Origin of the sequence: Neobacillus niacini (assembly GCF_000759675.1) — a bacterium.
In the GTDB taxonomy this organism is placed as follows: Bacteria; Bacillota; Bacilli; order Bacillales; family Cytobacillaceae; genus Neobacillus; species Neobacillus niacini_A.
Genome location: NZ_BAWM01000016.1, coordinates 1 through 14,554 on the forward strand (window position 1 = coordinate 1; position 14,554 = coordinate 14,554).

Below are 14,554 nucleotides of genomic sequence, written 5' to 3' on the forward strand. Positions count from 1 at the left end.
GCGTTAATTGCGCAAGCACGGTTCTGGGAGGGGGGAGAACACAATCTACCGTAAGGTAGAGAGGTTCTCTTCTACTCGACTAGTTTAATAATAGATAGCGTTATTACTTATTCAAAATTTAATCTGCTTCCTTAGATGTTTTTAGAATTTAGTTTAATTTTTTCTCTTGACTTGAAATGCATTTCATAAATTAGATTGAAAGTAAGCTAATTTCAACGAAGGGAGAAGAAATATGAACAGAAAAATTAACCTTCAACAAGATGAACATGTACTATCTACCCTTACAGGGTTATTGGAAATCTTTGATGGAACACAATAATGATATTCTTTTGTTTTCTTGGTTACCTTAGTTAACAATGGTTAACCCATTGATATATCTAAATTGGGTATTTTTGCATATACCGAAATGGTTTAATATGAAAATCCCTCCTGAGACGTATAAGCTTCAGGAGAGATTTCGTAGTGATAGTCCCACTGTCTTTAAAATTTTGATCATTATTCTCTATGATTCTCTTCCGTAATCGCGGCCTATTCTGGAATATCATTTTTGTTATAATGTACTATAAAAACGGATTCAGTGAGCAAACTGAGTTAAGAAATGAATACATTCTGATAGTACAAAAAACCGGCAGGCGCCGGCTTTTTGCATCATGACGATCTCAGTTCTTTTGAGCATTCATTGCTTCCCATTCTTCTTTGCTAGGACTATATACACCAGGAACTTTCAATTCAGCTTTATTCTTCCGACCAATCGTTAATTAGAATTTGTGTGTCATGATTTAGTAGTCTCTTAGATTGCTCAGACACAAATTTATCCAAAGCATTATTATTCAAGTGTGCTATGAAATCTTTCAAATGTTTAACAGCTTGCTCTTCTTGACCATTATTTTTGAATTGCTCTGCCTGTTCTAATTTATTACTCAATTGTTTATAAAGTGGAGTTTCCACTTCACCTGTCTCCAGGTAATAGTCCAGCAAATCGCGTATCACTGTAATGCTTACTGCTTGTCCACCATATGAGCCACGGTTTTGACTAATAGGAGATAACGGAGTACCCCAGAAGTCCTGACTCCCACTATTATTTATCAAAGTTCCGCTGCCAATTGCTGGAGAGTCTGCTTGCAACTTATAACCATCTAGAGTGCCGATTCCGTTATCGCCACTCCCCGGATTAACAAATAAAGGATCAGAGGTCATCATATTCTGATCAGGGATGACACTAGTTGTAGGAACATTATTTCCAAAGAACAAATTATGGTCGTAAGTCCAACTTGATTTTTTCGTATATCGGCCAGATCCTAAGTTATAGAAGATATTGTTGCGCAGGGCAACTTCTGTCGCTCCACCTTGCGAAACAAGCATATTAGTCTTCATTCCCTGTGCTACGTAAAATACGTTGTTATAAATTTGTACGTTGTGGACATTACTCCCCCCACAAATAGTAAATGTCTGATATTTATCATTTTGACTGATATTATAACGGAAAACTCCGTCGTAAACTCCCCCCGTTTTTGCACTTCCATCAGCACATACAAGTAACGTACCACCATCATTATCGTGACTATAATTGTATTGGTAAATAATCCCACGTGAGCCATGATCAAAATCAAAAGCATTTCCGTCTCTCGTTGAATATCCGCCCGACACTTCATTGTATTGATAGAGAGTATTATCACCATCCCAAGTCCACATTCCGACATTATAACCGGCGGATGTTTTGTTAAAACCATCAACAACATTTTTTTCAACCAATGCCCCATCTGTCATATGAGGAACGATTCCATCGCCGCCAATGTCCGTAAGTTTGTTACCCCGAATGACAACATTAGTAAGGGGCGTCCAAGGTTTAGACTCGTTATTTCCATAGCCCAGCTGCTCACGGTATTTCCAATCATTCCAAGTGATGATTCCTGACCGTGATACCCGTTCCACTACATTGTTCTCAATCAAAATATCATCAAATGTCGTTCTGCGTTGAACTGACCCCTCGGGGATTGTAACACTGACTTGAATCCCTGCACTTCCAGCAGCATCTTTTTTATCTTCACCGTTTACATCATGCACATACAAGTCGTGGATATAAATGTGGTGCAGTGTTGAAACCTTGCTCAAATCGTTAGCTCCGCCAGCCTCAAAGTTCTCAGCCGCAACATGAACACCTCGCCGGGGAGTTTTGGCAGGAACAGATGAATGGTTGGTAACCTCTAGATACCCAATTTCCCAGTATTGTTGGTTGTATAAATAAACGGTACTCTCGACAGTACCCTCCCCTTGAATTAGAGGTTTCTCCCCATTTCCATACATTCCGATAGTGATCGGCCGATCTTCAGCTCCGGAACCTTTCGGGTGTAGTTGTCCAGACCATTTTCCACCCGCTTTAAATAAAATCTTGTCTCCTGGTAAAAATTTTGTACCGTTAACTTTGTCTAATGATTTCCAAGCTGATTGAGAACTTTCACCATTGTTATCATCGTCTCCATTAACACTATCAATATAATAAGTTGTACTGTCTGCTGACAGAGTGTTTGCCCCAGCAGGTTGGGCTTGTTCTATAAGAAATAGCGGCACCACAAGCCAAATTATTAAACAATTAATTAGGAATCGTTTCAAGTCGTTCACCTCATATATATAATTAGTACTTTCATTTGCAAAAGGCTGTTGGTTTTACAGCCGATTTCTCTTTTTCCAATTCCACTAAGAATAATTGAAATTACTCACATCTTCTTTTCTATTACTACCTTACTTCTGTAATTGTGTAGAACATGTCATGGAAACTTTTTATTAAGAGGTAATGTTGATATGACCAGTTAATGCCTGAAGTGAGAATCTATTAAGCTCTTCATCCCCAGGTTGTAATTTATTTCCATACAAAGCATGTCTTATAAGATTAATAATTTTCCACCTAGATTTCATTTTTGTACTTAGTACAATTTACACATCGGCTGCCTGTTTGTGATGACATTGAGATTGTTCGAATTCACCATTTAAGTTTACATTTTACGGAGTGCGGCGTACGTTAAACGGTAATAATTCCTTACTGTTCACCTCCTTTATAAAAAGCACCATCTTATTTTAAAAATTGTAACTGTATTCATTACTTGTCAAAAATAGAAACCACTCATTAAAAAAATAATGTACTAATCGAAAGAATAAATTATCCTTAGACTCATATTGGTTTAAAACATCGCTTGGATTAATATTTCTTTCAGAAAATTCCTTTAAAAGATTTATCATTAGTTTACTATACAGCTTGTATTAAATTAATAGAGTTTCTTGCTCATTATTAGTACAATATTGCTCTCAATATCCATTCTATATTTGTAACATAATTATTTGATCATATAGAATCATTCACATGGTATTCTTTTAATTCCTCCTATTTACCTATTCTACTTTTTCACAAATAAAGCTCCATTATCGACGTGTTATAATGAAATTGCTCAATGGAATATAGTTGGTTAAATGGGAACATTTAGAGGTGATAGAGTGATTGAAGAAAGATTTTTTTACAAAACGTATACCCATTCTTCGAGTGAAATTGCAAAAAAACTCTGGTTTTTTGTACATTCTGTTGGTTGGTTTGTATGCGAACCAACGTATGATGTACAAAGGGATAGATTATTTGATTTTCAATTAAAGTATGTGGTAAGTGGAAAGGGGAAGATTGAATGGCACGGCCGGACTTTTAACGTAGGCCCTGGCGATATTTTCTTTCTGGATTTAAATCAGCCACATCGCTATTATGCTGACCCTAACGATCCGTTTGAGGTTTTCTGGGTTCACTTCGGCGGTTCACAGGTGGAGGATTACTTTCATTTACTTGACGGCAATAATACACCTGTCTATCAAGTTCATAATCCGGAGGAAACTCAGGAATTATTTTATCAACTTTTTGAAATGTTTAATTTACGGCAAGTTGGCCATGAGGCCAAGGCTTCCGCTGTTATTACACATATACTAACAAATATGATAGTGATGAGAATGAAGGGCGGTTCGTCTCAACCTTCTCTTGAAACACCTGCATATCCGGATTCAATCCAACAAGTGATTTATTATATGGAAAACCATTTTATTGAGCCTTTAAAGCTTGAAGAAATTGCGAATGAAATAATGTTAAGCCCTTACCATTTTTCCCGCTTGTTCAAACGGACGACGGGTTATTCGGTGATGGAGTACCTTCAAAAATTTCGTATTAAGCAGGCAAAATATCTTTTAACAAAAACGGAGAATTCCATCAGCGAAATTGCTGAAAAAACTGGATTCTCGGATCAAAGTTATTTTGGAAAGCTTTTCAAACGCTTTGAAAAACAAACACCGAAGGAATACAGGTTAGCCCATAAAGCGATTACATACCACCCCGAACATATCCCAGCAAAAACTGACAGTAATGCATTTGCACAATCCAAGGATCTTTACTAGAAATTGTAATGTCTACTTTGGAGAGTTGTATTTAACCAATAAAAGAATATATGTAGTAAGCAATAGACTAATAAATGTGGAAGAATCATCTTTCTGGTTTGAAGGAGAAATGAGGGATATTGAACACTCTACACTCATTGTAGGAGAACACAGGATTGCGGTAAGATGGGCATACAATGGAAACCTCCTTTACTTTATAAAAGCTTTTCAGAAATTGAATGTAAATGCGTAGGTTTCCTTGACATCAAGTATATGTGGGAGATATGTGATGACAAATATTAACGATATTGCAAGTATTTGAGTTAACACCATTACCAATCCTTGTAAGTCTTTTAATGCTTGTTTGGTTTATTATGTTAGTGGTTCCATGTGTACTTCTTTTTAAACAGAGGAGAGTTGCTCTTATGAAAGAAAATCGTTTTCCTATATCTTAAGGCAATGTCTAGTTTTTATAAAAAGAACCTTGGGTAATAAGAAATAAAATTACCCAAGGTTCCATTTTTTTAAAACTGAGTAGTAAAAATAAGATAAAATAAATGCTATGGGTTCTATTATTCTCCATTTAGACTTTCCTTAAGATATCTGAAACCGGTTACAAATTTAGGTGTGGGGTTCGAGGGAAAGAAAGCGGTTTTTTACGGAGGTTTTTTTGTGCAAACTCAACGTTTTAAATTTAAATTAAGTACGATTATCACCTTCTTCGTTTGTTTAGTTGTCCTTGTATCATTAATGATTACAGACTTATTAATAAGTAACACAGTCAGTGAAAATATTAGAAAACATCAGGAAGAGAAAGCGAGTATGGTTTCGAGGTCGATTGCAACCTCTCATGTAATTATCGAAGCATTGGAGGACGAACGTAAGACAAACGAGATTCAGGATTATACGATGGATATTCAATCTGCCACCGACATGTTGTTTATTGTCGTCATGGATATGAACGGGATACGGAAGTCGCACCCTAATCCAGACCAAATTGGAAAACACTTTGTGGGTGGGGATGAAAAGGAAGCGCTTAAGGGAAAAGAGTATGTATCAAGCTCCCGTGGGACATTAGGTGAATCTTTAAGAGCCTTTACACCCATCTACAATATGACCGGGGACCAGATTGGTGTCGTTGCTGTCGGCATTTCGCTAGAAAGTGTAGAAGCAGCACTAGGCAAAAGCCATAGAGGTATTCTAACTGTTACAGTATTAGGTTTACTTGTTGGTATCATTGGTGCTGTCTTATTAGCGAGGTATATTAAAAGAATCCTATTTGGACTTGAACCCTTTGCGATTGCCAAGATTTTTGTGGAACGTAGTACCATGCTTCAGTCTGTACATGAGGGGATCATTGCAGTTGATAATGAACAAACCATTACGCTGGTTAATCGATCAGCAAGGCAGATTTTTCAAAAAGCTGGGCTTTCCGAGGATCCGGTTGGGATGAAAATTAATGATTATTTGTCATCAACTAGACTAGACCAAGTTTTGGAAAAAGGAAAACCTGAGCTGGATGAAGAACAAACTATTAACGGTATTTCCATCCTTGTCAATCGAGTTCCGCTTTTTGTAAATGGCGAGGTGGTGGGTGCGATTTCAACCTTTAGGGACAAGACCGAAATTAATCAATTGGCAGAGCAATTAACAGGGGTGAAAACCTATGCGGAAGCACTCCGTGCCCAGTCCCATGAGTTTATGAATCGCCTGCATGTGATCCTTGGGATGGTTCAAATGAAATATTACGATGACCTAACTGATTACATCCGAGCATTAGTGGGTCACCAAAATCAAGAGCTCGGAAACATCGCTCAACATATTAAAGACCCTGCACTGGCTGGATTTCTTATGGGGAAATTAAGCTATGCCAGGGAAGAAAATGTGGAGTTAATGATTGAGGTAAATACTGTGATTCCTGAGCCGGCGAACCCTAAGATTACCCATGAGTTAATCACCATTCTTGGGAATTTAATAGATAATGCCATTGAAGCCATGGCTAATTCTAGCGATAAAACACTAGATGTTACACTGCAATATTCGGAAAACTTTTTAACAATTGAGGTTTTGGATTCAGGACCCGGAATTCCTGATGAGATTCAAAGGAACGTACTTGAAAAAGGATATTCCACAAAAGGGGAAAATCGTGGATATGGCCTTTATCTCGTTACAAAAAGCATTGAAAACTTAGGTGGAGAATGGACCATTGATTCTAAATTATTGTTAGGAACGGAGATTCATATACAAATTCCTTATGAAGTAAAAGGGGGGTAACATGATTAAGGTTCTGATAGTCGAAGATGACCCGATGGTAGCCGAATTTAATAAACGTTATCTTAAAGAAGTCAAAGGATTTAGTTTGTCTGGCATTGTCCATAACGTAAAGGATGCTAGGGAGTTTCTTGAAAGGGAACAGGTTAACCTCATTTTACTTGATGTCTATATGCCAGGAAAGAATGGTCTCAAACTGCTTCATTTTATTAGAGAACAAAATATAGCAGTCGATGTTATTCTCATTACAGCCGCTGCAGACACGGAAAAAATACAAACAGCCCTACGGCTTGGAGCAGTTGATTATTTGATTAAACCTTTTGAGTTTGAAAGGTTTAACCAGGCTTTGGTGCAATATAAAGAAAAATATGCTTTTTTTGAAAAAAAACAAGTTTTTAACCAGGAAGATTTAGATGATCGGATTCTTCATGGTGATCAGAGAACATCGTCAGAGGAAGTAATAAATGCATTGCCTAAAGGTTTGACCAATAGCACCTTGCAGAATATCATACAGGTGATTATTGCAAAAGAAGGCGGGCTTTTTTCAACCGATGATATCGCTGAGAGTACATATATATCTAGAGTGTCAGTCCGAAAATACTTGAAATACCTAACCCATCTCGGAGTACTTGAAGAGTCATTAACTTATGGGATTGGCAGGCCCGTTTACTATTACACGTTAAAAAAGGACAGGCTAAGTCAAGTGTCGATGTATCTTTGAAAAAGTGGCGATTGCCACTTTTTTTAGTTAAATAGATTTTTCAAGAATAGAGGGCTATCCCCACCAATCCAGAAAGTGCAATAACATAGACTGGATTCCAACGGAGTTTAAATAAGGCAAATAAGGATAGGCCAAAGATGATGACTAAGCTAATAGAACGGAACGATATATCTAATGTAATCAGATTATTGGCTAGTGCAAATTTAATGGCAGCATAGATAATTAAACTAGTGACTAAAGGCTTTAAACCATAAAACATTCTTTCAACCACAGGATTATGGTGCAGTTTAATAAAAAAGGCTGCAACCGTGATAACTAAAATTAGGGAGGGAAGTAAAATAGCCATGGCCGATACAACTGCCCCGCTAATGCCTGCGGCAGAATATCCTATTAGAATGGCACTATTGGCCGCGACGGGTCCTGGAGACATTCCAGCAATCGCAATCATATTCGTCATGTGTTCTGCAGACATCCATCCGTATTCCGTTACAGCCTTTTCAATTATGGGCAACATCGCGTAGCCCCCTCCAAAGGAGACAAAGCCCATTAAAAAAAATGTCTGAAAAAGTTCCCACAATATCATTTGGCACACCCCCTAATTCTAAATACCAGCACCCATGTAATAATCAGGGTCAATGGTTGGATCTACTTCCTTATCTTTCTTCAAGTCAATTTGATAGCCTAATTTTGTCTTAATAGATGTTACAACTAATCCTGTAATTGCCCCGAGCAGGATGGCAACAATCGGATGGATGAAAAATAGTACAGGTACTCCAACAACCATAATGAAAAATGTAGTCTTGTCAAAAATGGCTGTTTTTGCAATTTTAATTCCCGCAAACACAATAATTGCTACAATGGTGGCTCTTATTGATATAAAAGCAGCTTCTAACTTTGGATTATCTTGAACATAATAATAGGAAGCTCCTAAAGCAAGAACAATTAAAAAGGTAGGCAGCGAAACACCAATCATAGCAGCTAGAGCTCCGCGTATCCCGCCAATTCTTTGGCCAATAAATGTAGCTGAATTCACCGCAACAGCTCCTGGAACCGTTTGAGATAATGCTATCACATCGGTAATATCATCATTTGTTAACCATTTTCGCTTTTCTACTATTTCTTTTATGATTAAAGGGATCATCGCAAAACCCCCGCCAAACGTTACAGGACTAATCTTAAAAAACGACCAAAAAATTTGAAACAATAATCTATTATGCGCCTTCACCTTCATAAAAATCCTTCTTTCCACAAGATCAAAAGAAAGCAAGCTCTCCATCAACCTATGAATCTAACATCATATATAAAGGTACCAAAAGAGAGAGAATGGGTAAATAGCAACAATTGTAAATTATAATAATTATAGTTTGGTGACAGGCACCACTCGTGGACACTGTCCGCCTGAGGTGGACAGTGTATGATGGAGGAGAGGAATGAAAAAATGTGAGCCGGAGGGGCTCACATTTTTTAGGTTTAGGCTGTGATTTGTTTTTTGTCAGGTACTTCCTGTACTGGGTTGAATTCGCCTTCTGTTTTGGATATGACGACGGTTGCTACGCCGTTTCCGATGAGGTTTGTGATGGCACGTGCTTCTGACATGAATCGGTCAACCCCAAGAATAAGAGCCATTCCTTCCACTGGGATGGAAGGGAAAACTGCTAGAGTCGCTGCGAGTGTAACAAATCCTGATCCTGTTACGCCGGCTGCACCTTTTGATGTAAACATCAATACAGCAAGCAGAGTGATTTGCTGCCAAATACTGAGGTCTACTCCGTATGCCTGCGCGATGAATAATGCAGCCATAGAAAGGTAAATGGAAGTTCCATCAAGGTTAAAGGAATATCCTGTTGGAAGAACCAACCCTACAACGGGCTTAGAACAACCGTACTTTTCAAGCTTTTCCATCATCTTAGGCAGTGCAGCCTCAGAGGATGAAGTTCCGACGACCAAAAGGATCTCTTCTTTTATATAAGCAATGAATTTGAAGATACTGAAACCGAACATCTTAGCAATACCGCCAAGAACTAAAACAATGAATAATGCCATTGTAATATAAACAGAGCCCATTAATTTTCCTAGATACAATAATGATTCAATTCCAAATTCCCCGATTGTGTAAGCCATAGCTCCAAATGCTGCAAATGGAGAGACCTTCATAATGATATTAACGATTCCGAAGAACACCTCAGCTGTTTTTTCAAAAAACTCAATAATAGGTTTTCCCTTTTTACCTAAGTGAGCCAAAGAAATTCCGAATAATACAGCTAAGAGGAGTACTGGTAATAGTTCACCATTAGCAAAGGCACCGATAAAGCTATCAGGAATGATCGATAAGATAAAATCCATAAACCCGTGACTAGTTTCAGCAGCTTTTTCTGTGTATTGGGAGATATCTCCTTTTCCAGCTTCCGCATCAATCCCTTTTCCTGCCTTAATAACATTTGCCACAATAATTCCGATGGCTAGAGCGATGGTGGAGACGATTTCAAAATAGAGCAACGCCTTCCCGCCGATTTTACCAACTTTCTTTAAATCTCCCATACCAGCGATTCCAATTACGATTGTCAGGAATATAATTGGAGCAATCACCATTTTTACTAGTTTGATAAAAATATCTGCAATGACCTTTAGCTGTGAGCCAATCTCAGGAAAAACTAAACCGACTGAAATACCGAGGAGAATACCCAGAATTACTTGGGTAGTGAGACTCTTAAAATTAATTTTCATGATCCATGCCTCCTATTCGAACATTGTTTTGAAAACGATTTCATTTTTATGAATTATTAATATATTACAATTTTGTGAACAACTAAAATAGTTTATATTACTTTATAAATCGTTTTGTAATTAAAGTAAGTGAGGGAAATGGTCAAATTGGTTTTATCTTTCAAAATATTGAGGATTCCATTAGAGGGTCAATTTTTATGTTAATTCCGATTGGATTTGCGAAAAGTGAGTCTGACTGCTTTTTTTGAAAAAGAGTGCGGAGGAGCCAAATGGCCGATAAATTCGATTAAATTTGCTCCGCCAGGGAGTTAGGTGATCAGTTTCATCCCGCTAATTAAAATTGGTCTGCTTACAACTAAATTAAAAATAAGGACAAGGTTGCAGCTTTCTTGAAGTGGGCTTATGATCTGGCTACAGTTGCAGCTGGAAAAACTTATGCTCAAGCCACAAAAATCTTGAATTACATTCAGGCAAACCCTGGTAAGATTGTTGATTGGTTCCTTAAGGGATATTCCGTTTACGACATTATTCGTATCATTCTAGGATAGTAAGTTAATAGCAGAGCTCTTTTGTTGAAAAAGAGTTCTGCTTTTTTTAATTTGCTAAATGAGTGAGTTATTTCGGAAAAGCGCAATTATAGTAAAACGATATTGAATCTACAAATTGGTAGAATTATGATGAATTCAACTAAAGATTTAATTGAAAATAATCCTATCTTTTTGGAATGAGACGATTAGCCTTTAGAAAGAAAAACCATTTGCAGCCTAGATATTCGAGGGGTTCTGTGTTATGATTCCATCCCTTGTTGAAACTAAATACCAATGGTATGATAAAAATTATTATATAAATTTTACCAGTTTTGTAAGGTAGGTGGATGATAAGTTGGAAATTTTATATATGAGAGATATTAAAAAGTATTATGATGGAGAATGTATTATTTCAATAGACTCTCTTTCGATAAAAAAAGGAACAATATGTGGTTATTTAGGGAAAAATGGAGCTGGTAAATCTACCACGATTAAAATGTTAATGGGAATTATCATACCTGATGAGGGTGAAGTTTTTTTTCAGGACGAGATAATAAATTATCACAATCCACATCATAAAGGGCATATTGGCTATTGTCCTGATTATCCTGCTGTGTTTGAAAAACTATCAGTAATCGAACATTTACATTTCATTGCTTTCTTATATGGGAAAACGAATGTTACAGAAATTGAGTCTAAAATAAATAAATATTTAAAGCATTTTGAAATAGAAAAATATAAGAAAACCTTAATTAAAAATCTTTCTAGAGGAAATAAACAAAAAATTGCCATTATTTCTTCCCTAATACATGACCCTTCTCTTTTACTATACGATGAACCTACGCTTGGATTGGATCCATTAAGTATTAAACAGTTCAAGACGTTGTTAAAAGAATATACTTCTAAGGGAGGAACCGTTTTTTTATCATCTCACTCCTTAAATACTATAGAAGAAATCGCGGATACGGTTTCCATTATTAATAATGGAGTGCTCTTAAAGAAGAATATATCTGTAAGCAAGATAAGAGAGACATTGACCAGTGTAGAAGATTACTTAATATCTGTTGTTGAGGGACGAGAATGAATAAAATGAATTTCATTAGGTATTTATCTTTTAAATATAAAATAACAAGGCATAAACCTAGAGGATCGAAAAAAGAGGTTATTGCGGAAGGAGCTGGAATTGTTTTCCTGTTTCTATGTCTTACTGCTATTTTATATTTTATTATTCAATTCCTGCCTCAAACCATCCAATCAAATATGCCTAAATATTTATTAGCTTTATTTGCTTTTTTGTGTTTGATCTCTATCTCCACCTCTATAAAAAAATTTTATAAAGAGTATTTTCATTCGGTTGAACGGGAAATATTACTTGTTGCGCCAATAAACAATTCGCAAGTTATTTTAGCGAGATTTTCCATTGTTGCTATAGAAGTTGCATTTGTTCATTTTATTTTCTTATTTCCGTTTACTTTAGCCAATTACTTTGCCAATCATATTTCGTTAGAAATTGTCCTTGTGACTATTCCTCAGATTGCAGCGGTTTCGATTTTTTTTAGTGTCATGGCCAATGTCCTATTTGGTCTTGCATTTATCCTTACGAAAGGAAAAGGATTAAAAACAGTAGCATATTCTCTTATGACACTTGGTTCTGTTGGGGTAATTGCCGTTATTATCTACTCTCAGAATTATAAGACGTATTTTTTAAATCAAAATGGAATCGTTGAAACCATGTTTTATCTGTTGCTTCAATACCCAAAATATTTATTGGGTGCTCCGATAGATGTAATAGAAGTTGTGTTATTTACTTTGTTTATTACTGTAAACTGTTTATGTTTTATTCCTATTGCTTACTTCATTACTGACTATTGTTATAAACGTGGGTTTTTAACCATATCTTTAAGAGACATAGAGAAGTCATTTTATTCCAATCAGATTTCAATAGTGATTAATAAGTACATAAAGAACTTTTTCATAAGGAAAGATTTATTATTTTTAATTAGATCACCAAAGCTTTTTTCGGTGTATCTCTCTCCCATATTGTTCACAAGTGTAATAGAATACAAAAATCAGTTTGCATCCGGTTATACTCTATCGTTACTAATCAACATATTTGCGTTGATGATTACAACGGTTACAACTAATAACCTTTTTTCAGATGATAAAGAGCATCAAGACCTCTTATTTTCAATTCCCTTTAACTTTCAGGAACTTTTAAAGAAAAGAAGTCTTTTAGTACATTGTCTGTCTTTTATAATTGCTGGGATTTATATAGTTACTATTTGTTTATTAGAATCGGTAGACATTGAATTAATCATGTATGCTCTAATCCAGATCTTCATCCTGACCTTTATAGCTTCCCGGGTATTAATATCACGGATTATGAAAAAGAGTATAAAAGATTCTACAGGATATAGATTTAAGGGTGAAATAGTAAAGCCCCTTTTTTACTTTATATTTGTGTGGAATATTCCACTTCTACTTGTTTTTAGTATCATGCATGTGTATTTTCGGCAATTAATAGACGGGAGTCATGTGTTTTTTGTGCAGGAAAATATTATTCTGATTTTAATTACCGCTATTATAATTGGAATGTTGTATAAAAGTACCAAAGTAAATTTAAATCATGGAGTGAAGAGGAAATGACAAACGAAAATAAAAATGAAAATAAGACAGCTATGCAAAAATTTAGTGCAGGGTTTACGGTTTTTTGTATTCTATTTCTTATTTTGAAATTCACTGGTCTTATTGACCCTATCGTTCAGTTCTTTAAAAACTAGTGATGCGAGAAAGCGGAGGAAGACACCTTTAGTGAATAAAAAACTAATCAAACGTTTGATTAAATCGTTAGAAGCGTTGGTATTTAAGGATTTGAACAACTAATCAAACGTTTGATTTAAAAAGTTTACTGGTTTCCTTTTCCGTTTGACTCCTGAATTGAAACATTCTTCGGCCGTTCAGGATAGGATGCCTTACCTGAATCATCGGGACCTGTTAGCTGATTCCTATGATTAAGCACCTTTCCAGTATATTCAATAGGATTATTTTTTGGCATTTTATACACCTCCAAGTTATAGTATGGTTGAATTACAAATAACAAATTCAAAAAGTATGATTTAAAGACAGAGGGGAGGAGAAAAAATGACAGCACCAAAACATATTGTTTCTGCAGCAGCCATTGTCTTAAATGACAAGAATGAACTATTACTGATTAAAGGTCCACGAAGAGGATGGGAAATGCCTGGCGGTCAGGTGGAAGAAGGGGAATCCTTAGCGGATGCCGTCATTAGGGAAACAAAAGAAGAATCAGGGATAGACATAGAAGTTATAAAGTTTTGTGGAATCTTTCAAAATATCGAGGGCTCTATTTGTAACACATTATTTTTAGGAAAACCAATCGGCGGGAAATTAACAACCAGCCCAGAGAGTCTAGAAGTAGGTTTTTACAAACTAGAAGAAGCATTAGAAATGGTAACCTGGAATAACTTTAGACAAAGAATTGAATATTGTTTAGATGAGAAACTCCATCCTTTTTATATTGGTTTTTAAATTTAGGAAAATACATAGAAAAAAGCGGCTTCCAGTTATGGAGTCGCTTTTTTGCTTAGCGTGGAAGCTATCTCGCCACATTTTCACGATGTATCACTTTATAGACTATCGATGCTAAAATATTGGCGAGGATGAAAAGCATATTCCCCTGCACATTAGCGTGCAATACTTGTTCTTCAAATTCCATATCTTCCATCATCTCACCTTGACTCTTACCCTTTTTCTCATTCTCTATACGCCTCTTTGCCATTTGCTCTACATATCGATATTGAAAAGGAACTAATATTAAAGATAATAGAATGTACCCGCCAACAAATATAATAAATACTTCACTCATCTGGAATTTCTCCTTTTTATTTTGTTT

Annotated in this window: 13 protein-coding genes; 7 read left to right on the forward strand and 6 right to left on the reverse strand. The window is 36.1% G+C overall.

Going from position 1 to position 14,554, the window contains the following annotated elements:
• Nucleotides 1-735: 735 nt before the first annotated feature.
• On the reverse strand, nucleotides 736-2,610 hold the full coding sequence (locus TR08_RS06920; RefSeq protein ID WP_045516885.1) for an FIMAH domain-containing protein: 1,875 nt from the start codon (nucleotides 2,608-2,610) through the stop codon (nucleotides 736-738).
• A gap of 876 nt (nucleotides 2,611-3,486) precedes the next feature.
• On the opposite strand from TR08_RS06920, the gene TR08_RS30200 reads away from it, so the two are divergent.
• The 3 genes from TR08_RS30200 to TR08_RS06935 all read left to right on the forward strand — a co-directional run bounded on the left by TR08_RS30200 (nucleotide 3,487) and on the right by TR08_RS06935 (nucleotide 7,390).
• A complete protein-coding gene (locus TR08_RS30200; protein WP_052427368.1) occupies nucleotides 3,487-4,419 on the forward strand; it encodes an AraC family transcriptional regulator in 933 nt (310 codons plus the stop codon).
• Nucleotides 4,420-5,070: 651 nt separating this feature from the next.
• Entirely contained in the window at nucleotides 5,071-6,672 is a 1,602-nt protein-coding gene (dcuS, locus tag TR08_RS06930) for a DcuS/MalK family sensor histidine kinase (RefSeq protein ID WP_081954385.1), read from the forward strand.
• 1 nt (nucleotide 6,673) lies between these two features.
• On the forward strand, nucleotides 6,674-7,390 hold the full coding sequence (locus TR08_RS06935) for a response regulator (protein WP_045516887.1): 717 nt from the start codon (nucleotides 6,674-6,676) through the stop codon (nucleotides 7,388-7,390).
• Nucleotides 7,391-7,430: 40 nt separating this feature from the next.
• Here the strand turns inward: TR08_RS06935 and TR08_RS06940 are convergent, their stop codons facing one another.
• The 3 genes from TR08_RS06940 to TR08_RS06950 all read right to left on the reverse strand — a co-directional run bounded on the left by TR08_RS06940 (nucleotide 7,431) and on the right by TR08_RS06950 (nucleotide 10,114).
• Nucleotides 7,431-7,973, reverse strand: coding sequence for a chromate transporter (locus TR08_RS06940; protein WP_045516889.1), 543 nt, complete (start codon nucleotides 7,971-7,973; stop codon nucleotides 7,431-7,433).
• Between the two features lie 18 nt (nucleotides 7,974-7,991).
• The gene (locus tag TR08_RS06945; protein WP_045516891.1) at nucleotides 7,992-8,621 is read right to left on the reverse strand and encodes a chromate transporter; all 630 of its coding nucleotides are present in this window, start codon (nucleotides 8,619-8,621) and stop codon (nucleotides 7,992-7,994) included.
• 239 nt (nucleotides 8,622-8,860) lie between these two features.
• Nucleotides 8,861-10,114, reverse strand: a complete 1,254-nt coding sequence (locus tag TR08_RS06950; protein ID WP_045516893.1) for a dicarboxylate/amino acid:cation symporter — start codon at nucleotides 10,112-10,114, stop codon at nucleotides 8,861-8,863.
• Nucleotides 10,115-10,473: 359 nt separating this feature from the next.
• Here TR08_RS06950 and TR08_RS32410 point away from each other — a divergent pair, with 359 nt between their 5' ends.
• The 3 genes from TR08_RS32410 to TR08_RS06960 all read left to right on the forward strand — a co-directional run bounded on the left by TR08_RS32410 (nucleotide 10,474) and on the right by TR08_RS06960 (nucleotide 13,287).
• A complete protein-coding gene (locus TR08_RS32410) occupies nucleotides 10,474-10,662 on the forward strand; it encodes an AMEP412 family response elicitor (protein WP_274520998.1) in 189 nt (62 codons plus the stop codon).
• Nucleotides 10,663-10,996: 334 nt separating this feature from the next.
• Nucleotides 10,997-11,725: an ABC transporter ATP-binding protein gene (locus TR08_RS06955; RefSeq protein ID WP_052427369.1), complete on the forward strand. Its 729-nt coding sequence runs from the start codon at nucleotides 10,997-10,999 to the stop codon at nucleotides 11,723-11,725.
• Complete coding sequence (locus TR08_RS06960; protein WP_045516894.1) at nucleotides 11,722-13,287, forward strand: elicitor-associated permease-like protein; 1,566 nt, start codon at nucleotides 11,722-11,724, stop codon at nucleotides 13,285-13,287. Before TR08_RS06955 ends, TR08_RS06960 begins: the two co-directional genes overlap by 4 nt.
• Before the next feature lie 259 nt (nucleotides 13,288-13,546).
• Here the strand turns inward: TR08_RS06960 and TR08_RS32415 are convergent, their stop codons facing one another.
• Nucleotides 13,547-13,696, reverse strand: a complete 150-nt coding sequence (locus TR08_RS32415; RefSeq protein ID WP_193747694.1) for a hypothetical protein — start codon at nucleotides 13,694-13,696, stop codon at nucleotides 13,547-13,549.
• An 86-nt stretch (nucleotides 13,697-13,782) separates the two neighbouring features.
• Between TR08_RS32415 and TR08_RS06965 the strand changes: the two genes are divergently transcribed.
• A complete protein-coding gene (locus TR08_RS06965; RefSeq protein ID WP_045516895.1) occupies nucleotides 13,783-14,190 on the forward strand; it encodes an NUDIX hydrolase in 408 nt (135 codons plus the stop codon).
• A 67-nt stretch (nucleotides 14,191-14,257) separates the two neighbouring features.
• Here TR08_RS06965 and TR08_RS06970 read toward each other — a convergent pair whose 3' ends face one another.
• On the reverse strand, nucleotides 14,258-14,527 hold the full coding sequence (locus TR08_RS06970; protein WP_045516896.1) for a DUF3949 domain-containing protein: 270 nt from the start codon (nucleotides 14,525-14,527) through the stop codon (nucleotides 14,258-14,260).
• Nucleotides 14,528-14,554: the final 27 nt, after the last annotated feature.

Bases quoted from the DNA above. Each gene is read 5' to 3' on its own strand.
- TR08_RS32415 (WP_193747694.1), bottom strand. From the start codon at position 13,696: ATGCCAAAAAATAATCCTATTGAATATACTGGAAAGGTGCTTAATCAT.
- TR08_RS06965 (WP_045516895.1), top strand. From the start codon at position 13,783: ATGACAGCACCAAAACATATTGTTTCTGCAGCAGCCATTGTCTTAAAT.
- TR08_RS06950 (WP_045516893.1), bottom strand. From the start codon at position 10,114: ATGAAAATTAATTTTAAGAGTCTCACTACCCAAGTAATTCTGGGTATT.
- TR08_RS06945 (WP_045516891.1), bottom strand. From the start codon at position 8,621: ATGAAGGTGAAGGCGCATAATAGATTATTGTTTCAAATTTTTTGGTCG.
- TR08_RS06970 (WP_045516896.1), bottom strand. From the start codon at position 14,527: ATGAGTGAAGTATTTATTATATTTGTTGGCGGGTACATTCTATTATCT.
- TR08_RS06940 (WP_045516889.1), bottom strand. From the start codon at position 7,973: ATGATATTGTGGGAACTTTTTCAGACATTTTTTTTAATGGGCTTTGTC.
- TR08_RS06960 (WP_045516894.1), top strand. From the start codon at position 11,722: ATGAATAAAATGAATTTCATTAGGTATTTATCTTTTAAATATAAAATA.
- TR08_RS06935 (WP_045516887.1), top strand. From the start codon at position 6,674: ATGATTAAGGTTCTGATAGTCGAAGATGACCCGATGGTAGCCGAATTT.